At 64.0% G+C, this 21,621-nt stretch carries 18 protein-coding genes; 12 read left to right on the forward strand and 6 right to left on the reverse strand.

Annotated features, from left to right (window positions below):
- Positions 1-9 precede the first annotated feature (9 nt).
- The 7 genes from KBX17_RS06270 to KBX17_RS06300 all read left to right on the forward strand — a co-directional run bounded on the left by KBX17_RS06270 (position 10) and on the right by KBX17_RS06300 (position 7,449).
- Positions 10-801 carry a pantoate--beta-alanine ligase gene (locus tag KBX17_RS06270; RefSeq protein ID WP_256018961.1) on the forward strand — a complete coding sequence of 264 codons (792 nt, stop codon included), beginning with the start codon at positions 10-12 and terminating at the stop codon, positions 799-801.
- A gap of 22 nt (positions 802-823) precedes the next feature.
- Entirely contained in the window at positions 824-1,843 is a 1,020-nt protein-coding gene (locus tag KBX17_RS06275) for a hypothetical protein (protein WP_256018962.1), read from the forward strand.
- Between the two features lie 67 nt (positions 1,844-1,910).
- Positions 1,911-3,437: a lysine--tRNA ligase gene (gene lysS / locus KBX17_RS06280; protein ID WP_256018964.1), complete on the forward strand. Its 1,527-nt coding sequence runs from the start codon at positions 1,911-1,913 to the stop codon at positions 3,435-3,437.
- A gap of 63 nt (positions 3,438-3,500) precedes the next feature.
- Positions 3,501-4,394 (forward strand): hypothetical protein, encoded by an 894-nt coding sequence (locus KBX17_RS06285; protein WP_256018965.1) that lies wholly within the window; start codon positions 3,501-3,503, stop codon positions 4,392-4,394.
- Between the two features lie 85 nt (positions 4,395-4,479).
- On the forward strand, positions 4,480-4,956 hold the full coding sequence (locus tag KBX17_RS06290) for a TM2 domain-containing protein (protein WP_256018967.1): 477 nt from the start codon (positions 4,480-4,482) through the stop codon (positions 4,954-4,956).
- 127 nt (positions 4,957-5,083) lie between these two features.
- Positions 5,084-6,037, forward strand: coding sequence for a hypothetical protein (locus KBX17_RS06295; RefSeq protein ID WP_256018968.1), 954 nt, complete (start codon positions 5,084-5,086; stop codon positions 6,035-6,037).
- A gap of 23 nt (positions 6,038-6,060) precedes the next feature.
- Positions 6,061-7,449: a hypothetical protein gene (locus tag KBX17_RS06300; RefSeq protein WP_256018970.1), complete on the forward strand. Its 1,389-nt coding sequence runs from the start codon at positions 6,061-6,063 to the stop codon at positions 7,447-7,449.
- Between the two features lie 15 nt (positions 7,450-7,464).
- On the opposite strand, the gene KBX17_RS06305 is transcribed toward KBX17_RS06300, so the two are convergent.
- The 3 genes from KBX17_RS06305 to KBX17_RS06315 form a co-directional block, all read right to left on the reverse strand.
- Positions 7,465-8,865, reverse strand: coding sequence for a serine/threonine-protein kinase (locus KBX17_RS06305; RefSeq protein WP_256018971.1), 1,401 nt, complete (start codon positions 8,863-8,865; stop codon positions 7,465-7,467).
- Positions 8,862-9,587: a hypothetical protein gene (locus KBX17_RS06310; protein WP_256018973.1), complete on the reverse strand. Its 726-nt coding sequence runs from the start codon at positions 9,585-9,587 to the stop codon at positions 8,862-8,864. Before KBX17_RS06310 ends, KBX17_RS06305 begins: the two co-directional genes overlap by 4 nt.
- Before the next feature lie 110 nt (positions 9,588-9,697).
- Positions 9,698-10,903 (reverse strand): hypothetical protein, encoded by a 1,206-nt coding sequence (locus tag KBX17_RS06315; protein ID WP_256018974.1) that lies wholly within the window; start codon positions 10,901-10,903, stop codon positions 9,698-9,700.
- A 135-nt stretch (positions 10,904-11,038) separates the two neighbouring features.
- On the opposite strand from KBX17_RS06315, the gene KBX17_RS06320 reads away from it, so the two are divergent.
- Together KBX17_RS06320 and KBX17_RS06325 are read left to right on the forward strand one after the other, a co-directional pair.
- Entirely contained in the window at positions 11,039-11,722 is a 684-nt protein-coding gene (locus KBX17_RS06320) for a hypothetical protein (protein WP_256018976.1), read from the forward strand.
- A gap of 162 nt (positions 11,723-11,884) precedes the next feature.
- Positions 11,885-14,788 carry an ATP-dependent Clp protease ATP-binding subunit gene (locus KBX17_RS06325; protein ID WP_256018977.1) on the forward strand — a complete coding sequence of 968 codons (2,904 nt, stop codon included), beginning with the start codon at positions 11,885-11,887 and terminating at the stop codon, positions 14,786-14,788.
- Between the two features lie 243 nt (positions 14,789-15,031).
- Here the strand turns inward: KBX17_RS06325 and KBX17_RS06330 are convergent, their stop codons facing one another.
- Positions 15,032-16,390: a lipase family protein gene (locus KBX17_RS06330; protein WP_256018979.1), complete on the reverse strand. Its 1,359-nt coding sequence runs from the start codon at positions 16,388-16,390 to the stop codon at positions 15,032-15,034.
- A gap of 103 nt (positions 16,391-16,493) precedes the next feature.
- Here KBX17_RS06330 and KBX17_RS06335 point away from each other — a divergent pair, with 103 nt between their 5' ends.
- A complete protein-coding gene (locus tag KBX17_RS06335) occupies positions 16,494-16,667 on the forward strand; it encodes a DUF4236 domain-containing protein (protein ID WP_005288553.1) in 174 nt (57 codons plus the stop codon).
- Between the two features lie 7 nt (positions 16,668-16,674).
- On the opposite strand, the gene KBX17_RS06340 is transcribed toward KBX17_RS06335, so the two are convergent.
- Both KBX17_RS06340 and KBX17_RS06345 read right to left on the reverse strand, forming a co-directional pair.
- The gene (locus tag KBX17_RS06340) at positions 16,675-19,227 is read right to left on the reverse strand and encodes a hypothetical protein (RefSeq protein WP_256018980.1); all 2,553 of its coding nucleotides are present in this window, start codon (positions 19,225-19,227) and stop codon (positions 16,675-16,677) included.
- A gap of 49 nt (positions 19,228-19,276) precedes the next feature.
- Entirely contained in the window at positions 19,277-20,137 is an 861-nt protein-coding gene (locus KBX17_RS06345) for an A/G-specific adenine glycosylase (RefSeq protein WP_256018982.1), read from the reverse strand.
- An 18-nt stretch (positions 20,138-20,155) separates the two neighbouring features.
- On the opposite strand from KBX17_RS06345, the gene KBX17_RS06350 reads away from it, so the two are divergent.
- Positions 20,156-20,770 (forward strand): carbonic anhydrase, encoded by a 615-nt coding sequence (locus KBX17_RS06350; RefSeq protein WP_040423496.1) that lies wholly within the window; start codon positions 20,156-20,158, stop codon positions 20,768-20,770.
- An 11-nt stretch (positions 20,771-20,781) separates the two neighbouring features.
- Positions 20,782-21,606: a hypothetical protein gene (locus KBX17_RS06355; protein ID WP_256018983.1), complete on the forward strand. Its 825-nt coding sequence runs from the start codon at positions 20,782-20,784 to the stop codon at positions 21,604-21,606.
- The last annotated feature ends 15 nt before the right edge of the window (positions 21,607-21,621 follow it).

A 21,621-nucleotide genomic window follows, 5' to 3' on the forward strand; every position in this document is an offset into this window, starting at 1 on the left:
TTGGGACTCATGACGTTCACGCCGGGCACAGCCACTGTTGTCACCGATCCAGCGCAGCTGGCCACCTACGGCCGCGCGTTCCGCAAGACGGGTAAGCGCGTCACGCTCGTCCCGCTCGGGGAGGGCATTCACGCCGGCCACATTTCCCTGATTCGCGCCGCGAAGTCGCTGCTGGGCAGCATGGTCATAGTCACCTACTCCGGCGCGGAGGTTCCCGCGGACTTCGCCCGTGAGGGGGTGGACGTGGTCTTTCACGGCAGCTTCGATCCGGCGGTGCGCATCACGCCGCAACTGGACCACCTCGAGGACCCGGACGCGATCGCTGATGCCGTCACGCGCACTGTCGCTGCGATGAACGCCACGCACGCGACGGATGTGGTGGTCGGGGAGAAGGACTTCGAGGAGCTCGTCGCGCTCCAGCACGCAGTCACCGCGCTGCGCATGGAGGTGCAGCTGCACCGCTTGCCGACGGTTCGTGCCAGCGGTGGCATCGCCATGTCACTGCGCAACGAGCATGTCGCACCGGAATCCCAGGACGCGGCCCTTGCCATTGGCGCTGCGTTGACCGCCGGCGCGCATGTCGCCGAAGACGGGCCGGAGCGGATTCTGCAGACGGTGTCGGGAGTGCTCGAGGCTGGCGGTGTGACCCCGGAATATGTGGAGCTGCGGTCGCTCGCGTTCGGCCCAGCGCCTAGTGTCGGGGACGCCCGCCTGCTCGTTGCTGCGACCGTGGGCGGAGTGCGCTTGATCGACAACGTCGGTGTGCCGGTCGGAGTGGGTTTTAGAAACCTTGACGCGTAAAACGCCGGGGTATGTTTAATGCATGCCCCACCATGATTTCTATTCATCGCTCGGGTTGGACCGCGACCGCGATGCTGCGAGTCTCGCCGCGACGATCGACTGGCGGCTTGCGGACAGTAACATCAGCCCCTCCCAGCGTGATGAGCTGCAGGTAGCCCAGAAAATCCTGGGTGACGAACGCCGCCGAGCGTTGTACGACGCCCGTCTGGACGACCCGACCGCGCCGACCATCGACGTTGCCTCCCTGCGCGAACTGGCCGATATCGATTTCGGCCCGGCCGAGGCTGGCGAGGCGGCGGACGAGACTGCAACCACCAGCATCCCCGTCGCACCGGCCCCGGCGGCGGAGCCTGACGCGCCGCAGGCCTCAGCCGGTGAGGAGCCTAAGGCGGAGGTCAAGCCCAAGCCGAAGCAGTACTACCCGGACACAGACCCGAATGCTGAGGCAGTCAGCCCTGTGCAGCAGTACCCGGTCCAGTCATATCCGGCACAGTATCCGGGCCCGCCGCCGGGGTATTACCCGCCGCAGGTGCAGGGCGCTGACAAGCCCCGCCGCGGAAAAACGGTGCCGGTGATCCTGGGCGTTCTCCTGTTGCTCGGCGCGCTGGGTGCCGGCGGTTGGTGGTTCTGGAACAACCAGAGTGAGCCCTGGGAGCCGGAGGACCAGGTCATCGCGGATGCGTTCCCGCGCATCATCGGGGAGGAGAACGGTCAGCGCGGCTGGTTGGGGATGCGGTGCACGTCCAAGGAACCGGAGGAGGGCCAGGACGCCCGGATCCGCTGCGCCGACAAGCAGCTCGGTGTGAGCGTCATGGACTACGGCACGGTGGAGGCTCGCGACGGGATGCTTCCGGATGAGGATCCGGTCGTTCTCACCCAGGGTGAGTGCGAAGTGCACTCGTACGAACGCGCGGGTCAAAGCCCGCCGGCTTATGTGCTCGCGCCGCAGGGGCAGGATGGCCAGTTTCTCCTCGTGGTCAACGGTGAGGACGCAGAGAACAAGCGCCTCCACCTCAATATGTGCGATAAGACCCGCGAGTGACTGAGCGCTAGTTCTGGACGTTGCCTGACTACTACTCACTTCGCAGAACCGACTACGGTAGGAGAGCGTGACTACCCAGGACCTTTCAGAGCAGCAACAGATCCGCCGCGCGAAGCGTGAGAAGCTCCTTGCAGAGGGGCATGAGCCGTACCCGGTCGTTGTCGACCGCACGACGTCGCTGAAGGATCTGCGTGCGAAGTACTCCACCGCTGAGGGGGAGCTCGCGCTGGAGCCGGGTGAGGAGACACAGGATGAGGTTGCGGTCGCAGGCCGCATCATGTTCCAGCGCAACACGGGCAAGCTGTGCTTTGCGACGTTGCAGGAAGGCGACGGCACCCAACTCCAGGTCATGCTCTCCCTGGCGGAGGTCGGCGAAGAGTCGCTGGCGAACTGGAAGGCCGATACCGACCTGGGCGATATTGTCTCCGTGCGGGGCCGGGTCATTGCGTCGAAACGCGGTGAGCTGTCTGTGATGGCGAGCAGCTGGCACATGGCGTCGAAGGCACTGCGCCCGCTGCCGGTCGCTTTCGCTGACATGAATGAAGAGCAGCGCGTGCGTTACCGCTACACCGATCTGATCATGCGTGACGATGCGCGCAAGAACGCGCTGACCCGCATCAAGGTGATCGCTGCGCTGCGTAAGTACCTCACGGGCCTGGACTTCGTTGAGGTGGAGACCCCGATGCTGCAGACCCTGCACGGTGGGGCCGCGGCGCGTCCGTTTGAGACGCACTCCAACGCCCTGGACATCGACCTGTACCTGCGCATCGCGCCGGAGTTGTACCTGAAGCGCTGTGTGGTCGGCGGCATTGATCGCGTCTTCGAGATCAACCGCAACTTCCGCAACGAGGGCGTCGATAGCTCGCACTCGCCGGAGTTCACCATGATGGAGACCTACCAAGCGTGGGGCACCTACAAAGATGGAGCAGAGACCATCAAGGGCGCCGTGCAGTTCTGCGCGCAGGAAGTCTTCGGCTCAACGACGGTGACGCTTGCCGACGGCACCTCCTACGACCTCGGCGGCGACTGGAGAGTCTTGGAGATGTACCCGTCCCTGAATGAGGCGCTGGCGCGGAAGTTCCCGGGTCAGCCGGAGGTGACGATCGACTCCACCGTCGATGAGCTCAAGGGCATCGCAGCCGTAATCGGCCTGAAGGTTCCGGAGAACGCAGGCTGGGGCCACGGCAAGCTCGTCGAGGAGATTTGGGAGGAGCTGTGCTCCGACCAGCTGTATGAGCCGACCTTTGTGATCAACTTCCCGGTCGAGACCTCCCCGCTGACCCGCGACCACCGCGAGAAACCGCGCGTGACCGAGAAGTGGGACCTCTACGTCCGCGGCTTCGAGCTGGCCACTGGCTATTCCGAGCTGGTCGACCCCGTGATCCAGCGCGAGCGTTTCGAGGACCAGGCCCGCCTGGCCGCCGACGGTGACGACGAAGCCATGGTGCTCGACGAGGACTTCCTCGCCGCCATGGAGCAGGGCATGCCGCCGACCGCCGGCACCGGCATGGGTATCGACCGTCTCCTCATGGCCCTGACCGGTTTGGGCATCCGTGAGACCGTCCTGTTCCCGATGGTGCGCCCCGAGGCTTAACCCACCCCGCGGCTCGCGCCGAAAAGCACCTCTTTGCAGGGAGAACCGGGTTAGTCTGAGCCCATGCGCTCATTGACCCGCTCCGTGGCCGCCGTGTGCGGTGCCCTTCTGCTCGCCGTCACTGTTGTCGGCTGCTCTAGTGACGGCGTTGAGGAGCCGGGATTCTCTACCGTGTCACCCTCCACCACTGAGCAGGCCGCGGAAGAGGAAGACATTTCCGCTACCCAAGAGAATTCCAAAGAGTCTGCACCGGAGTGTACTGAGGCCGCGCTCGAGCGAGATCTCGGTGAAGGAAACGCGCTGGGGTGGACAATCCTCGAGTGCGAGGGCGACTTTGCGTTTGTTGCCCACAAGTCCAGCGACTACCTGGTCCCGATCATCTGGGAGAACGGGGGATGGAAGGTGATCCCGGAAGACGGTCAGCTTCAGAATGCGTTGTTGTCGGGTTGCTACGACCAGTCAACTGTGGACAGGCTGGGCATCGGTCCGAAGGTTCGGTCCCACATGGACAACTGCGCCACCGGCACCACGTTCGATAACGACGCTGTCCCCGCCGACCATGCCGAGTACATCACAGTGGTCGGTCTCGGGGAAGCTATCTTCCACGCCTCTTATCCGAAGTGCGATGGTCGCTACATCCTGATCCTGGATTCGATCGTCGACGATCCGTCGCTCGGCGACACTCGCCAGCGGCTGACCGAAGCTGTCGCTTTCGTCGGGCCCGACGGTGAGGAGGGCAAGGAGTTCACCGTGCCCGGCCAGTGCGATTCCTTGCGCAAGCAGGTTGACGGCCATGACATTTATCCCGTCTACCTGGATTTCGGGAAAGACAAGTCCGCGGCGTGCTCAGCGAAGTCACGGTACGGCGGTAACGTCCGCCCGCTTATCGACGGCGACTTCGCCTCGGGCAACAACCAATCGGTCGACGAAGCCCGTCTTGCTCTCGATCCCTGCTAGAGCGTGCCGGTGGGCGTTCCCGAGATGGGATATTGTCGCAAGTAGTCACTTTCAAACGGTCAGCGATTCAAGAAAGGTTCTCCCCATGAGCTCCATGTGGAACGGCTACCCCTATGGCCAGCAGTATGATCGTGATGGCCTGCCTGTCACGGGCGCTCACCCGGGTTACGAGAGCTACGGTTACGGTCAATCCCCGCAATATTTCTCCGAACCGTATGCGCAGGAGCATTACGTCCAGCCGGCGTATCATCCGCCGGCACCGTACATGGCTCAGCCGTATCCGTACGCCGTTAAGCCGAAGAACAAGGTCATCGCTGCTCTGTTGTTCTTCTTTCTCGGGGAGTTCGGGATCGGAAACTTCTACATGGGGCAGACGGGCCGAGGAGTAGCAAAACTGGTCCTTCTTGCCGCGACCTTCTTCTTCGCGATCACGATCATCGGGCTCGTCGTAGCTATCCCTATGGGCATTGCGTTAGCGATCTGGCCATTGGTGGAAATGATCTTGGTCCTCACTGGCGCGGCGGGCTACGACCGCGACGGTAATGGTGTGCCCTTGGAGTAGGGGGCATGTCGGCAGGGTCACACTTACCGAAGTGTGGGGAGTGATCCCCTCCTTCGGCTGAGCATGGAGTCGGCATTGAATACGATGAGAACTGTTGATCCCGTGACCGAGAAAGGTGATTGCTGTCATGCCCCACTACAACCTGTACAACGCGCTCGGTTCTGACCGCTCGAAGGACGCTGCGTCCTTGGCTGCTGAGTTGGATCAGCGCATCGCATCCGGCGTCGCAACTAACCCTGGCGGCATCGAGGAACTGAAGATCGCACGCAGCATTCTCGGCGACCCGCAGCGTCGCGCTATGTACGATCAGCGTCTCGACGACCCGACCGCGCCGGACATCGACGTTGCTGCACTCCGCGAACTCGCGGCTCTCGACACGACCGGTGGTGCTGGACAGGCGGGACAGGCCGCTCCGACTGCACAGCCGGGGCAGCCGCAGTACGGGGCAGGCCAACCCGGGCAGCCGGGTCAGCCGGAGCAAGGCAAGTTCGCCAATGTGTCGGCCGCGAAGCAGAACTTCTCCGAGAAGTTCAATCCGGTTGTGACGCGGACGCGGTCGGAGTTCAACCGGTCGTCGAAAAGCATTGTTGCCGCAACCGCGCTGCTGACGGTGCTTACGATGCTGCTGGTGTGGGGCCTGATTGCCCTGGGCTCGTGGGGTTTCTCTGAAGAGCGGAAGGTGCGCTCGAAAGCGAACGAGTTCCTCAACATGCGCACCGATGCTGAGACCGAGCAGTGGCTGGTGGAGAACGCGGCGCCGGATTACCGTTCCGACATGAAGGATTCCCTCGAGATTGGCGACGACTACTCAGGCGTGGATAACGAGTTCGACGCACGCGATCCCCGTGCAGGGCGAGTGACACCGGGCACCGAGTTCGCGGAGATCTTGTCCTACTACGACGAAGACGCCTACAGGGCAGAACTTGAACGCGAAGGCATGAGCGAAATGTACTTTGTCGCTGTCGACAACAAGGACGGGACCGCCACGGGTGGCATCCTGCTGTTCGGCATCATCGACGGAAAGCCGAAGCTGCTCGGGATCGATCACACGGATATCGGCGACTACTACCTGGACTTCTAAGTCCTACCCGGTCGAGGTGACACATGACTGACCAGTCTTTCGAGCAACTGTTGAAGGAACGGTACGCGCTCGCGCCCGTGGGTGATCCGATCGAAATCGGCGGTGCGGAGATCTACCGGGTGCAGAACTCGTGGGGGACGAATCGTGCCGAGGTTGAGGTATCTCAAGAGGAGGTACCGGAGTTCCAACGCGAGGACGTTGCAGACCTTGCTGCGTTTGCACAGTGGAACTCCCACCAAGCGGTGGTGACGCTGCGCGACATCGGGCTGACGAGCGACAACAAGCTCTACGTCGTCCGCGATGTCGCCGAGGGCACGCCGATGCCGCAGGTGGTGGCCAACCGGATGCAGTGGGGCAACCCCTACAGCCGCGAAGAAGTCGCAGCACTTCTCGGTCCCGTGGCCGACGCGGTGGACACCTTCAACTCTTCCGGTAAAGCATCGTGGGTGTCCCGGGCGCTGGATCCTGACAACATGCTCCAGCAGAGCGACGGCCAGATCAAGCTCGCGCAGGTCGGCCCGGTGGTCGATGACGGTGACGTGAGTGCAAAAGAGAACCGCGAGAAGCTCGCCGTCTTCGTCGGTGAATTGATGGGTGCGCCGGTGGACCGCACGCTGCTCGCTGAAAGCGAGAGTGCTGCCGACTACCTCAACCGTCATCTCTTCCCAGAGTGGCAGGCAACTGCGCAGTCTGAACCGACCCCTGACGCAGCCGAGGGAGACAACTGGGGCCGTGATGCCGCGCAAACTGAAGTTCCCACAACGTCGTGGGCGGCTGTGCCCAATGAGTCCACGACTGCACCCGAAGTGCAGAAGGGCGGCGGCAGCACTCTCGCGTACACCAGCTCCGACTGGGAATCCGACTCTGACTACGACGCTACATACGAGCCTCAATACGAGGCAGAGGAGCAGCAGCCGAAGAAAAATGGCCCCGGCAAAGGCATTGCGCTCGCGCTTGCCGGCCTGTTGCTTCTCGCCGCAGCTGGTGCCGGTGGCTACTGGTGGTGGACCAACAACGGCAAAGGTGAGCCGTGGTCCGGCCCCGAGGCCGAGATCGCCGAGGCGTACCCGGACATCGTCTCCGAGAAGGATGGCGGAAAGGGCTGGCGCGGTCTGACCTGCCAGTCGGTCGAACCAGAGGGCGACCAGAAGGCGCGGATCCGCTGCGCCGACAGCGAGCTCGGGGTGTCGCTCATCCAGTACGACTCCCCAGAGGACCGCGACGCCGCGCTCCCGGACTCCGACTTTGATGTGCTCGAACGCGACGGCTCCTGCCAGATCCACTCCCACCAGATGCCCGATGAGGAACCGCCCGCCTACTACCAGGCGCCGCAGGGCGACAAGGCGTCCTTCCTCGGCGTCATCTACGGCGAGTCGGCGAAGGAAGATCGCGCATACCTGAACCTCTGCTAGCGCAGGGTTGCAGGATTAGCGGCAGATAGGGATGTGGAAGCGGGCGTCATCGGCGTCCGCTCCATTGAGCACGACCGCTGCGAAGTCGCGAGGTGCCGACGGCACCACCACGAATGTGCCGTCGCTGCCCGTCAAACTGCCGGTGCGCATCCGGCAAGAGCCAGCTTCGAACGCTCCCATGTCGTCGGACGGGGTGAACCGCTCGCGGTTTTCCGACGTGCCAAAGTCCGCGATGACATACACCAAGTCGTCGCCTCGGCAGACGATCTTGGCTTGCTGGCCCTCATCGGGCTGCGCGCTAGCGCACTTGGTGCCGCGCCATCCTGCCGCATTGTTGTGGCTGGGCAAAAGGCCGGGGAAGGCGTCGACAAGCACGCGGTCCGCACTACTCCAGGAGCGCTGGGTCTGGAACCACACAGCCGTACCGGCCCCTCCGACAACCAGCACCAGCGCTAGCGCCGCAATGGCGCGCGCCACGCGGTTTGTGCGCTTGGGTGGATCGTAAGCAGCGCGCTCCGCCGCCGTTTGCATGGTTTTGGTCAAGCCACGGCCGCCCGATTTCGCTAGCGCGCGGAGGAATTCTGACGCGGAATCGTATCGCTCACCAGGGTTGTTTGACAGGGCACGGGCGAAAACGTCGGCGGCCGGCACGTCGCGCAGCGCCCCCAGATCGCGGGACCCGCGCCACGCCTGTCCGGACATGGTTGAGCGCAGGGTGACCCCGGAAATCATTTCCAGCGCGATGAGCGCGAAGGCGTAGTTATCACTCGCCGGGGTCGGCTGCGGCGCCGACCCGTTGCGGAACGCGCCCGCGGAGAACAGTTCCGGCGCGAGGTACGCGTCAGTCCCGATAATCGTGCCTTCCTGCGTCAACCGCGTGTCATCGGCGATGTAGGAAATCCCGAAGTCCGTCAGCACCGCCCCATCCGGAGACATCATGATGTTGGCGGGTTTCACATCGCGGTGGACGATGGGCTTGCGCTCAGAGTGCAGAAAGTCCAGCGCACGAGCAATCGGCGCAAGCTTATCGACGGTCGCCGCCACCCCGAACCCACGGCCCCGTCGAGAAGCGAGCGCCTTGTCCAGCGACTGCCCCTCGATGAACTCCATCACGAAGAACGGAATGCCGGACGCGGTGATCGCGCCGTACTCGACACGCACGATAGCGGGGTGCTTCAAGGCGGCCATGGTGCGCATCTCTGAATCGAAACGCGTCCTGGCAGTGGGATCGGCGATGAGGTCGCGCGACATGGCCTTGACTGCCACAGTGCGGTCCAAGTGGCGCTGGCGAGCGCGGAAGACCGTGCCCATGCCGCCGCGGCCGATCATGCTCTCGATCTCGTAACCGAGGCCTGCGAGTTCGACGACGAACTTGTTGTACTCCGCGGAGTTCAGCGGGTATTCGGCTGCGGTCACCGGCGCACGTCTTTCCGGCTAACGTTATGCGCGTCGGGCTGGGTGAAGTGCTCGGAGGCGTACTGCGCCAGTTGGATGCGGCGCGGAACCTGTGTGGGGCCGCGGCGGAACTCGGGCACCCCGGCGCGCTCAAGAGCCTCGACGATGCGCTGCATGCGCTGGTTGGTCTGCTTTGGGGTCCACCCCAACTCCGCGGCGAGCTCCTCGTTGCTGGGCACGACTAGGTGCGGTTCCACAGAAGGGTCCTTCCACAGCGGTTCAGCCAGGGCAAAAAGGAGGCGCTGCTGCTCATAGGACGGCTCGAACTGCTCGGCTGTGAACGGTGCGTCAGGAACCGGGCCAAGGTCCGGGCTGCGACCAGCAGCAGCGTTGACCAGAGCGATCTCATAGGCCATGTTCTTCGTGTCGAACGTCAACGACACCTCACCCGGCGGCAGCGGCAATGTCGCCCCAGGTGCCAAGCGTTGGGGACTGAACCGGTTGCTGCCGCGCGCAATGATCCGGGCGGTGATGAAAGAGCCGGTGTTCTTGATCATCCACGCACCACCGGTGTTCCAGATGTGCAGGAAACGGCGGTGCATAGCGGGGTCATCCTCACCGACGGGGAATGCCGCGGCCCGGCCGAGTGTGAGTTCGCGGTCGGGGGAGAGGGAAATGGCGTGGCCGACAAGGTCGTCCATAAGCAAATGCCCCTTCGGCAGCACGAGCCAGACTCCTTTCACGCGATAACGGACACCTTATCTGGTGACTGTATCGCGCGCGCCTGGAGCAAGCGTTCGTTAGACGACCTTGATTGGCGCCTCATCGTAACCGGCGGGCTAGTGAGGAACAGCTATTTCTCGATCTTCAACGAGGCGTAGCTCAGCGCATCGACCGAGATGATCAACACCTCGGAGTCGAGCATTTCCGGTTGAAACGTGCCACAGAATTTCTCGTCGATCGAGTCACCTTCCGCCAAGCGGACATAGCCTGAATCCTGGTTCTGCAGCACGACCAGTTGGCCGTTGGGAAACAGTGCCACGGGTTCCATGGGCATGGCGAACTCTGTCGCGGTGCTGTCAAGTTGCTCATGCAAGTGGAAAGTGCTTTCAACGCAGATCTCTCCCTCGTCTTCGGAGAGCTCCACTGTGGCATCCGTGATGCGGTAGGAGCTGTCGAATTGATCGTCGTCGACCGGCAGTTCCTCACCGAACTCACTGAGTTCCGAGTCCTCCTCTGCATACAGCGCCGCCCGCACCGTTGGCGTGGCGGGTTCGACATCGAGGAACTCCGGGCTGGAGAAATCGAACAGTCCGCGGTCTTCCCGCGCTGCGTCGAACTGAGTCTGCAAGTTCTGGAACTGCCGCGCCATCGGGTACAGCGCCTCGCATGGGCCAGCGACGGACAGCTCCAAAGACTTGAGCATGCTACTGCTCGTAGTCATGGTGCACCGCATTCCGGACTGGGTGTAGCTGGCCAAAGAGAAGACATCCTCAGCAAGCGCCGCTTCCGGGTCGGCAGTTTCCTCCCAGCTCATAAGGGCTTCATCGGACGGTGCGGTGGTATCCCCCGACGGATAATCGGTCGTTCCGATCTCCGCTTTCACCCTGCTGCCGTCCGCTGTCGTGATGAACCCGGTGCACCGACCCGCATCCCGCGTGACGTCATGGACACCCACCGAGTCGTAGAAATCCTGCCCCACGGCGCAGTCGGTGATGATGCCGCTATTGAGCTTGGACATCAGTGTCTCGTTGCTCCACCCCAGCGGGCCGATGGGCTCCGAGCGGGTGGACTGGAAAATCCACAACCCCGCCAACGCCACTGCAATGGCTGCCAGTACAGCGAGGAGCCCCTTCGCAATCGGGGATATTCCGGTGCGCTTGGAGGCGGGGCCTCCATCCGGCGCCGGTTGTGGCTGAGACGGCCAGGCTTGTTGGGGTTGCCAGGCTTGTTGGGGTTGCTGGACTTGCTGGGTTTGTTGAGGCTGCTGAGGAAGTTGCCAGTTGTAGCTGCCGCCCGAGTTTGGAGTCGGCTGCCAATCACCGTGAGGGCCAGTCATGTGAAAATCCTGTCTGTCGTGCTCAATTCAGCGTACATCCAGACTTTAAGCTTGCTGGCAGTTCACTCACAGCAAAACTGGGGACTGGTCCACGCCTCACCCACACTGCTCGATTGCGGGAATAAGGTATGAGCCATGATGACCTCTATGCGTTCCCGTCAGAATGTGCCCGCTACCCGTGGAGTTCGCACTGTCCGCGCTGCTGCGGCGTGCGGGATTCTCGCGCTGGCTACCGGTCTGGCCGGATGCTCTGGCGATGTCTCAACTGAAGACGAAGTGGCATTCACAACAGTGGCGCCCACGCAGACTGAGTCCGCGAACGAAGAGAAGAAGGAAGCTACCGAGAAGAAAGACCGTGGAAGTGAAACCGAAGAGACAGAGGAGGAGACGGAAACGAAGTCCCCATCGTCCAGCACTTCTGCGGCCGACAAGCCGAGCGATGACGGTGGGAACTACATCACCACGGCTGGTGGAACGCGCGCGTCCCAGCCGAACTGCGACGGCCGGTACATTCTCATCATCGACTCGATCATTGCGGATCCGTCATTAGGCGACCCCAGCCAGCGTCTCGCCGACGCGCTCGCGTCCGCGCCGAGCGGGGCGGAATTCACCACGCCGGGCCACTGTGCGTCGTTACGCCCGCGCGTCCACGGGCACGACATCTATCCCGTCTACCTCGATTACGGCGCCAACAAATCCGGGGTGTGCGACGCGAAGTCGCGGTACGGCGGGAACGCGCGGCCGCTTGTCAACGGAAACTTCCCCGCCAACGCCTATGTTGACGTCGATGAAGACCGTCTCGCCCTGGATCCCTGCTAAAACGCGATCGAGGGCTGTTCGCTACTGGCGAACACTACTGTGAGCTGGACTTTTGTGTCTCCGTGGCGGAATGAGACTGCAAGCAGGGAAGGGGTTTCGCACCTGCGCGTTATGGTGGGTGGAACAAAAATTAGCTGTCTTTAGCCATAAAGGGGTTGCCACATGTTCGAGCGGTTTACAGACCGTGCACGGCGCGTGATCGTGCTGGCCCAGCAGGAAGCACGCGACCTGAACCACAACTACATCGGTACTGAGCACATCCTGCTCGGCCTGATCCAGGAGGGCGAGGGCGTTGCCGCCAAGGCCCTTGAATCCATGGGCATCAACCTTGACGACGTCCGACGTGAGGTCGAAGAGATCATCGGCCGCGGCTCCCAGCCACACACCGGCCACGTGCCGTTCACTCCGCGCGCCAAGAAGGTACTGGAGCTCTCCCTGCGTGAGGGACTGCAGATGGGGCACAAGTACATCGGCACGGAGTTCCTGCTCCTCGGCCTCATCCGCGAGGGTGAAGGCGTAGCTGCACAGGTGCTGATCAAGCTCGGTGCAGACTTGCCGCGCGTGCGTCAGCAGGTCATTCAGCTGCTGTCTGGTTATGAGGGCGGCGAGGGCCAGAACCCTGAAATCGCCGAAGGCCAGCAGGGCGGCCCGGGTCTGACCGGTGCCGGTGCTGGCTCCGGCAGCATGGGCGGCATGGGCTCCGGTCGAGGAGGCAACCAGGGCGAGCGCTCCAACTCGCTCGTGCTGGACCAGTTCGGACGCAACCTCACTGCCGCTGCCAAGGAAGGCAAGCTCGATCCTGTCGTCGGACGCGACAAGGAGATCGAGCGCATCATGCAGGTGCTGTCGCGCCGCACTAAGAACAACCCGGTGCTCATCGGTGAGCCGGGTGTGGGTAAGACCGCCGTCGTGGAGGGCCTCGCCCTGGACATCGCCAACGGCAAGGTTCCGGAGACTCTGAAGGACAAGCAGGTCTACTCGCTCGACTTGGGCTCCCTCGTGGCTGGTTCCCGCTACCGCGGTGACTTCGAGGAGCGCCTGAAGAAGGTGCTCAAGGAGATCAACCAGCGCGGCGATATCATCCTGTTCATCGACGAGATTCACACCCTCGTCGGTGCGGGTGCTGCAGAAGGCGCCATCGATGCTGCATCGCTGCTGAAGCCGAAGCTGGCCCGCGGTGAGCTGCAGACCATCGGTGCCACCACGCTCGACGAGTACCGCAAGCACATTGAGAAGGACGCCGCCTTGGAGCGTCGTTTCCAGCCGGTGCAGGTCGACGAACCGTCGGTGGAGAACACCATCCAGATCCTCAAGGGTCTGCGTGACCGTTATGAGGCGCACCACCGCGTCTCCTACACCGACGACGCTCTCGCGGCAGCTGCGAACCTGTCGGACCGCTACATCAACGACCGTTTCCTGCCGGACAAGGCTGTCGACCTCCTCGACGAGGCTGGCGCACGCATGCGCATCAAGCGCATGACCGCCCCGAAGGGTCTGCGCGATGTCGACGACCGCATCACCGAGGTGCGCCGCGAGAAGGAAGCGGCTATCGACGCCCAGGACTTCGAGAAGGCTGCCGGCCTGCGCGACACCGAGCGCAAGCTGGGTGAAGAGCGTGCTGAGAAGGAAAAGCAGTGGCGCGCCGGTGAGCTCGAGGACATCGCTGAGGTCGGCGAGGAGCAGATCGCGGACGTGCTGGCCAACTGGACCGGCATCCCCGTGTTCAAGCTCACCGAGTCCGAGTCCTCCCGCCTCCTGCACATGGAGGACGAGCTGCACCAGCGCATCATCGGCCAGGACGACGCCGTCAAGGCAGTCTCCCGCGCTATCCGGCGCACGCGCGCTGGCCTCAAGGACCCGAAGCGTCCGTCCGGTTCCTTCATCTTCGCCGGTCCGTCCGGTGTGGGTAAGACGGAGCTGTCCAAGGCGCTCGCTGAGTTCCTCTTCGGCGACGAGGACTCCCTGATCCAGGTGGACATGGGTGAGTTCCACGACCGCTTCACCGCGTCGCGCCTGTTCGGTGCGCCTCCCGGATACGTCGGTTACGAAGAGGGTGGCCAGCTCACGGAGAAGGTCCGCCGTAAGCCGTTCAGCGTCGTGCTTTTCGACGAAATCGAGAAAGCCCACAAGGAGATTTACAACACCCTCCTGCAGGTGCTCGAAGAAGGCCACGTCACCGACGGCCAGGGCCGCAACGTGGACTTCAAGAACACGGTGCTGATCTTCACCTCCAACTTGGGTACGTCTGACATCTCCAAGGCTGTCGGACTGGGCTTCAGTGGCGCCAGCGCCACCGACTCGGATGCCCAGTACGAGCGCATGAAGCAGAAGGTTCATGACGAGCTGAAGAAGCACTTCCGCCCCGAGTTCCTCAACCGTATCGACGAGATCGTGGTCTTCCACCAGCTCACCCAGGAGCAGATCGTCGAGATGGTGGAGCTGCTCGCCGGACGCTTGGCGAAGAACCTCGAGACCCAGGACATGGGTATCGAGTTGTCCGAGGACGCCAAGAACCTTCTGGCAGCCCGCGGTTTCGATCCCGTGCTCGGTGCGCGCCCGCTGCGCCGCACCATCCAGCGCGAGATCGAGGATGTCCTGTCGGAGAAGATCCTCTTCGGCGAGATCGGTGCCGGTGAGATCATCGAGGTCGGTGTGACCAACTGGGACGGCAAGACCGACTCGCCGCGCGACTACGAGAACGCCGAGTTCACCTTCACCCCGAAGCCGAAGCCGCTGCCGGAGGACACCTTCGGTGAGCTTGAGGATGATGATGTCCGCGACATCGCTCCGAAGGACGGCCAGGAGGACTACCAGGTCCGCGCTACCACGCCGGTTGACCCGGATGAGACCGACGAGCCCGGCCCGGACTCGGACCCTGCGGCTGACGCTGACGCCGATGCTGACTCTGAGAGCAACTTCGGCGAGGACGGCGCCCCCGGAACCGCCCTGCTCGACCGGCCGCGCGACGGTCGCGACAGTGATGACGGTGACAACACGGACGGCCCCGACAACACTGACGGCCCGGACCCGGACGATCTGTCCGACGGTGACGGCGAGAAGGCCTAACCCTTAAGCCGTCGGGCCGTCAGCCCGAGCCCAAGAACCCGCGCATCCCCTCACACCACGAGAGGGGAAGCGCGGGTTTCGCCGTTTCACGCCGCGCGCAAGATATAGATTGCATCCTTACTGTGGCAAGAGAAAATGACCTGGTGTTTTAGGCACCGTGCGACGGCCACATGCAATCTATATCTGGGCCTCGGCCGCACGCTGTGCCAGGACTCACCCAGCCCTCAGGACGATCCGGGAAATCTAGAATGTGCCGCAATTCGTTCCGGCTGGCAGACCGTTGAAGCGGTCCATGAGCCAGGTCATGGACGGGGGAGCTTGGCTGAAAATTCCCACGGCGTGGTTGGCGCCGAGTTTCACGCCCCGGGTGAGTGGGGGTAGGGCGTCGTCAAGCAAGGTGACCTGCGCGCCGAGGCTGCAGTGGTCGCGCGCCATCTGCACTACCTGGCCGCTGGGCACGAGGTCGTCGTTGCCGGGCGTGGACACCATGATCGGGGATGCGGGTTTGCGGCGGCCGAGCTTCTGCGCTTCGAGCTCGCGGCGGATCTCCGGTTCCGAGGTGACGATGTCGCCCAAGCTGCGCCCTGAGGTGGTCATCGTGCGCGAATCCTGCAGGCCCCAGCGCACCGCGCCGTCCGGCATGCACGAGTCGCGGGTGGTGGCGATGAACTCGCGGCCGCGCGCATTGACATGCTTATCGACGACCGCCCCAAACTCCGGATACCTCTCCGTCCACCCATGCAACGCGTAGCCGATAACGGCGCCGATGGAGGAGTTGTCGACTCCGCGGATGGACTCGATCAGGTCCGCCGGCGGCGCGCCAGAGTAGGCGCCTTTGACGTTGAGATCCGGCGCGTAGGTGCTGGCCATCTCCGCCGCGGCCGCCGAGGCACCGCCGCCTTGGGAGTAACCCCAGAACCCGACCGGAGCCCCGGGCGTGGTCGTGGCGCGGGCGGCATCGAGCATGGCGTGGCCCTCTTCGTCGTGGAGGACGTAGGTGTGCGCGCCGGGTGTGCCCAGGCCGATGTAGTCGGTGACCACCACGCGCATGCCCAGCAGGGATGCGGCGTGGTAGTGGGCGATCTCGTAGTTCGTCGCCACAGCCGGCAGGTTGGGGTCGACTTGGCCGAGCATCCATGGCCCACGGCTCGGCGCGCAGGTGTCGCCGGCGCCGCGGGTGCCGGGGCCGAACACGACTGTCGGGGTGGGGCCGCCGCCCTGCCACGGATTAGCCGGTTCGATGACCACGCCGCTGACCGGCACGATCCGGCCGTCGACAGTCGTGGAGGTGTAGAGGATCCGCTCGGCGTAACCGGGGAACTCCGGGCCGAGGATGTTCAGCAGGTGCGGCGCCGGCTGGGTGCGCAGGATCTTGCCGGGCCGGTCGAGCTGGTCGGCGGGCACCGGGTCGTCGTAAAACGGGTCATACGCGTTGGTCGGGTTGCCGGCCGGAGTGGTCGCCGCGTGCTGCAGACCGCGATGCGCTTGGTCGACCGCGTCATGAGCACCCGCCACCGGCACACCCGTCGCCGCAAGCGCCACCGCCGTAGCAGCATTTGCAACCGCCGCCTTGAAACTTAGCCGAGGGAAAACATGTGCCATACTCCAGGATCCTAGCCAGGCCCCTTACGCGCCCGCTGGAAAATCAAGAAAGAGTGCGGGTTGACGGGCGCGGTGGCCGCCACGTCTCGTACGATCATGACCCATGGGAATCACGTACCGTGGCAAGAAGAAGCTGAACAAGAACACCTGGGTGAACACGTCGGGCTCGGGTGCCTCGCTGTCTAAGAAGTTCGGACCTGTCACCGTGAACTCGCGCGGCGGCGTCTGGGTCAACCTGCCCGGCGGGCTGACCTACCGCGGCCGCTGGAAGAAATAACGCGGCTTTAACCGCCGTAGCTGCCTTCGCTGCGCAGGCGGGCAAGCAGGTTGCCGTAGGCGGGTGCGCCGGTGCGGTCGCTGAACTCGTCAAGGTGGAGTTCCACCCAGAGCATCATGTCGGAGCGGTCGATGTCGCGGGCGCGCTCCCAAACGTTCTCGAAGACCAGCGCTGCTTCGTCGTGGTGGCCGGCGCTGCCGAGGGCGAAGGCGTTGCGGCCGCGAATGAGTGTGGACACCATGGGGTTTCCCACCTCCGTGATCACGGGGATTGCCCAGGTGGTCAGCGCGATGGACTCTGCATGGCGGCCGGTGCTGCTGAGCAGTTCGACCAGGTCGGAGATCCAATCGTAGTTTTTCACCAGGAGCTGCGGGGCGTCCTCGTCGTGGCGTAAGACCTGCTCGGTGAGGGATTGGAAGCGCTGACTGGTGGCAGGCCATTCTTGGGCGAAGAAGTCGTCGCCGGTGCGTGTGATGAAGCGTGCCATTGCTGCCGCAGCTTCGAGCCGGGCCCACGGTTCCGCTGTGTCTGCGGTGGTGTTGAGGAGATGTTCGGCGGTGCCGGCGAGGTTTTCGGCGGCGGAGGCGAGTTGGGCGTCGATAAGCAGGTTGAGCGCGGTGCCGATGAGCACGACGTGCTGTGTGATGTCGCCTGTGCGTTCGGCGAGGAAGGCGGCGCTGAGGATTTCCTGCGCACCGCGTAGCTCACTGCCAAGGCGTCCGAGCCGAATGCCCTTGAGTGGACGCAGCATGACTTCGGCAGCCTCCGGGTCGTCGATAACGTCCGGGTGGACGCGCTGTTCAGTCAGTGTCTTGTCGATCATCGCGATGGCATCCATTTGGCGCCCTGTTTGAATCGTGCCGGACGTCAGGTCGCGCAGCAGCGGGTAGGAAATCTTCTCTGCGGCGGCGAGTGAAACAGCGAAATCGAGGAGCTCATGGGCACGGCCGGAGTCCTCCTCGTCGAGCTCGATGAGTCGTGCGAGCAGGCCACAGGTTTTCTCGATAGCCGTGTCTGGATCGAACGAGGCCACGAACGGCAGCGCGTGCTTGCCGACGTCCCCGAGGTACTCCTCCGGGAACAGCCCCTCCAAGAGGAAATTGATCTCGATGGTGCTGCGCAACTGCGGGTCAACGGTGGGGTCCTGCGCGAGAGCCATCATGTCCCGGAACATCTGGGTGATGTCGTCCATGGATTGCGGCTCGCGGCTGCGGATCTCCGACATTCGCGGGTCGGCGTCGGCGCGGGTGGGGTATTGGGATCCGTCGTAGCTTCCGTCGATGCGGGCTTTGGCGTAGGTGATCAGCTCTGGGTCGTAATCGGCGTCGACGGGGTGGAAGCAGATGTCGCGCGGGGAGTCGTCTTCAAGCTTTGAGATAGCAGTGTCTTCAAAGTGATCCGCGTCAAGGGCGGGTACGCGGTGGCGCTCGTTGTAGTAACGGGCCCAGAAGTCGTTGCCGTTGCGCGCGTCGCCTTCTGCGGCGTCGCGCAGGGCCACCCGGCCGAAGTCATCGGTGAGTGCGGCCACTGTCGGGTTCGGGCCAACACCTACGTACCGCTGCCACCGCGGTGAGGTGTAGCGCACCATGGCGCGTTCGCCGTGGCCGTTCTCCGCGGCGGCGCGGAAGAAGATGAACAGCGCTCCAGCGACGCCTGCGGTGTCGTCGATGAACGGCTCCGTGGCGCTGACGAGCGCGAACGCTTCGTCAGCGAGGCCGCCTTGAAGCAGGAATGTCGCGATTTGGATGACCGCCTCGTTCAGGTCCGGGTCTGCGACGGCGAGCTGGAGAGCGATCTGCGCGCGCCGGACAGACTTCTCGTAGTCGATGTGGGCGGCCAGCGGGCTCAGCGATTCGGCGATCATCGCTGCCGGCTGGTTTGTGCTGACGTGTCCGGAGTCCACCATGATGTCGACGATCTCGTCGCATTTGTCCAGCATGCCTTGCTCGAGGTAGGCCATGGCTGCAATGTCGTGGCGTCGCAGCCACTCGACGGCCCCCAGCTTATCGACGTCCCCTGCACCCGGAATGTACCCGTCCAACAAGGGAATAACCCGGTCGCTTTCGTTGCGGTTTTGGTGGTGGGCGATTCTCAGGTTGAGGATGTCATCCGGGTCGTCGAAGACTTCTTCAGCGAAAGCGAGTGCTTCCTCCGACTTCTCCACGGTTCCGTCCTCACGGCCGGGGATGCGCGCGATGATGAAGTCCAGAAAGATCCGGAACAGATTCGGCATGGGGGTGCCGTCTTCGTTGAGAGGTTGCGTAGGGTCCGTGGTTGCGGAGGACGCGTAGTGGTGCGCGCGGAAGCGGTCCGGTTCGCGTTGGTGCATCGCATACAGGTCTTTGAGCTCGTCTATTGAACCGACCGGATCGTGCGCTGCCCGTGCGTACATCGCGTCGAGGCGGGTGCGGTAGGCCAGCTCCTCGCCCTCCGGTGTGCCACTTTGAGCCATCAGGGCGATGAGGGGATCGATCTCGGCGAGGTACTCGTCATGCGGCATGCCGGCCGCAGACTTCTCGCCGAGGTCTAGGGCTTCGTAGTTGAGCTCGTAGAGGTCCATGCGGACAATGCTAAACGTTTCCTGAGAACGCGGCAGGCAGCTCAGGCGGCTACGGCAGGCGGAAACGGCCGTCGGCATCCTGCACGGCCAACCCGTCCTCAAGCAGCGAGTACAGAGCGCGGGAGCGTTGCGGCGCGTCCGGCCAGACCACGTCGATCACGCCCTGCTCGACGGGAGCATCGGAATCGCGCAGGACCTTCATGATCTTCCCGCGTACCTGCCGGTCGGTGCCGACGAACTTCTGCACTTTCTTGCCCGCCAGTTCCTCCTCGGTGGGGGCGGGGGAGCCGGCGGCGACCCAAGCGCAGTCGCTGATAAGCGGGCACGACTCGCACGCGGGGCTCGTCGCAGTGCAGACAAGCGCGCCGAGCTCCATCAGGCCCGCGGAGAACACATCCGCGTCCGTGCCCGGGAGCAGCTCCGCGACCCATTCCAGCTCGGCCTTCTGCGGTTTCGCCACCGGCCGTCCCAGCTCGGCGCGAGCGTAAACTCGGCGCACATTCGTGTCCACCACGGGCACTGCCTGCCCGAACGCGAAGCACGCGACCGCCCGCGCGGTGTAGTCGCCGATCCCCGGTAGCGCCAGCAGCTTATCGACGGCGCTGGGCACCTGCCCGTTGTGAACGTCGACAAGCGAGGCGGCGCATTCCTGGAGCCGCAACGCGCGACGCGGATACCCCAGCGTGCCCCACGCCCGCAGTACCTCAGACGTGGGCGCGGCGGCGAGATCCGCGGGCGTGGGCCAGCGCCGCATCCACTCACGCCACTGGGGGGCGACGCGAGCGACGGGAGTCTGCTGGCTCATGACCTCGCTGAGCAGCACGCCCCACGGCGACGTGCCCGGCTCGCGCCACGGCAGATCGCGGGCGTTCGCGCGGAACCACTCGGTCACTTTCGCGGGATCAATCACAGTGCCATAATAGTGGCCATGGCATTCCGAAAAATACCGCGAGAGACCTGGCAGCACCTACTCGAAGGAAATGAGCGTTTCGCCACTGAAACTTCTGAGCGTCCAAACAACAACAGCGCCCGCCTCCAAGAACTGCGCGCCGGCCAAGAACCGTACGCGGCAGTGCTGGCGTGTTCCGATTCGCGGGTGCCTGTCGAGATGCTTTTCGACGCCGGCCTCGGCGAACTCTTCGTCGTCCGCACCGCCGGAGGGTGCGTGGACGCCGCCGTGACCGGATCCCTGGAATTCGCGGTGAAGAATCTCGGGGTGTCCCTGATCGTCGTGCTCAGCCACGAAAGCTGCGGAGCGATCGGTGCTGCCGCCACCTCCTTCGAGGAAGGGGAGATGCCCACCGACCTCACCCGCGTGTTCGTGGAAAAGATCGCGCCGAGTGTCATCGAAGCCAAGAAGCTTGAGCACGCCGACCGCGCTGTCATCGAAGAGACCCATGCGACGGTCACCGCCGAGCACTTGCGGCACCGCATCCCGGACGTGGAGGATCGCATTGCTGACGGCTCGTTGGGCATTGTCGCCGCGCGATACCGGCTTGAGGATGGCCGCGTCACACCCGTCGGAGAGCACTTCGGCCGATAAGATCTACAGGCGTGAGCCACCAACCGCCCCGACGAGACAGTTACACCCCGCGCCAGCCGCGGCGCCCGGAGCGCGGTGACGCGCGTGACTCTGCACGAGGCACGGACATTCGCCCCGTGCGGTCCCCGCAGCGCCTCCCGCAGGAGGTCTACGTCCGCCGCAGGGTCGCTGCGCTGGTCATCCTCCTCGCGGTTGCTGCCCTGGTGGTGTGGGGTTTAACGGCGTTCGCGCGCTCCGGTTCCGACGAGCCGGAACAGCCCACCACAACCGCGCCGGAGACAATGGTGACCACCCCGACCGAACCGGACCCGGGCGCATCCGCCACGGAGACAGAGACAGAAACCGAGACCAAGTCCACGGACGAAGATTCCACGGAGCCGTCCGAAAGCGAATCCGACAAGCCCGACGAGGCTGCCCTGGCTTCCAAGAAGACCTGCGAGCTCGAGGACTTGCAGCTGACCGTGAAGGTGAACAAGACCGCCTTCGACAGCTCGGATCCGGAGGATCAGCCGGACATCACCGTCGAGGTGAAAAACCCCACCGGCGCCGACTGCGATATCGACGCCACCGAGGACAAGCTGCGCTTCGAGGTCTACGCCATCGGCCGCGAAGGCTTCCAGCCCGTCTGGGGCGACACCGACTGCTACGACCCGGTGATCAACGGTGAGCAAACCTTCCCCGCCGGCGAGTCCCGCCACTTCAGCGCAACCTGGTCGCGCCTGGGGTCCTCGCCGGGCCAGTGCTCGGCACGTGAGCCGGTCGCGCCGGGCGCCTACGTCGCTTCGGTCTCGCTCGGGGACAACGCCTCTGAGGGCGTCACCTTCAACATCAACTAGGAGCTAGACGAGCCA

The organism is Corynebacterium sp. CCUG 65737 (assembly GCF_024454115.1).
Lineage (GTDB): Bacteria > Actinomycetota > Actinomycetes > Mycobacteriales > Mycobacteriaceae > Corynebacterium > Corynebacterium genitalium.

Bases quoted from the DNA above. Each gene is read 5' to 3' on its own strand.
- KBX17_RS06330 (WP_256018979.1), bottom strand. From the start codon at position 16,390: ATGGCACATGTTTTCCCTCGGCTAAGTTTCAAGGCGGCGGTTGCAAAT.
- KBX17_RS06335 (WP_005288553.1), top strand. From the start codon at position 16,494: ATGGGAATCACGTACCGTGGCAAGAAGAAGCTGAACAAGAACACCTGG.
- KBX17_RS06285 (WP_256018965.1), top strand. From the start codon at position 3,501: ATGCGCTCATTGACCCGCTCCGTGGCCGCCGTGTGCGGTGCCCTTCTG.
- KBX17_RS06325 (WP_256018977.1), top strand. From the start codon at position 11,885: ATGTTCGAGCGGTTTACAGACCGTGCACGGCGCGTGATCGTGCTGGCC.
- KBX17_RS06295 (WP_256018968.1), top strand. From the start codon at position 5,084: ATGCCCCACTACAACCTGTACAACGCGCTCGGTTCTGACCGCTCGAAG.
- KBX17_RS06315 (WP_256018974.1), bottom strand. From the start codon at position 10,903: ATGACTGGCCCTCACGGTGATTGGCAGCCGACTCCAAACTCGGGCGGC.
- KBX17_RS06275 (WP_256018962.1), top strand. From the start codon at position 824: ATGCCCCACCATGATTTCTATTCATCGCTCGGGTTGGACCGCGACCGC.
- KBX17_RS06350 (WP_040423496.1), top strand. From the start codon at position 20,156: ATGGCATTCCGAAAAATACCGCGAGAGACCTGGCAGCACCTACTCGAA.
- KBX17_RS06300 (WP_256018970.1), top strand. From the start codon at position 6,061: ATGACTGACCAGTCTTTCGAGCAACTGTTGAAGGAACGGTACGCGCTC.
- KBX17_RS06340 (WP_256018980.1), bottom strand. From the start codon at position 19,227: ATGGACCTCTACGAGCTCAACTACGAAGCCCTAGACCTCGGCGAGAAG.
- KBX17_RS06270 (WP_256018961.1), top strand. From the start codon at position 10: ATGACGTTCACGCCGGGCACAGCCACTGTTGTCACCGATCCAGCGCAG.
- KBX17_RS06290 (WP_256018967.1), top strand. From the start codon at position 4,480: ATGAGCTCCATGTGGAACGGCTACCCCTATGGCCAGCAGTATGATCGT.
- KBX17_RS06320 (WP_256018976.1), top strand. From the start codon at position 11,039: ATGATGACCTCTATGCGTTCCCGTCAGAATGTGCCCGCTACCCGTGGA.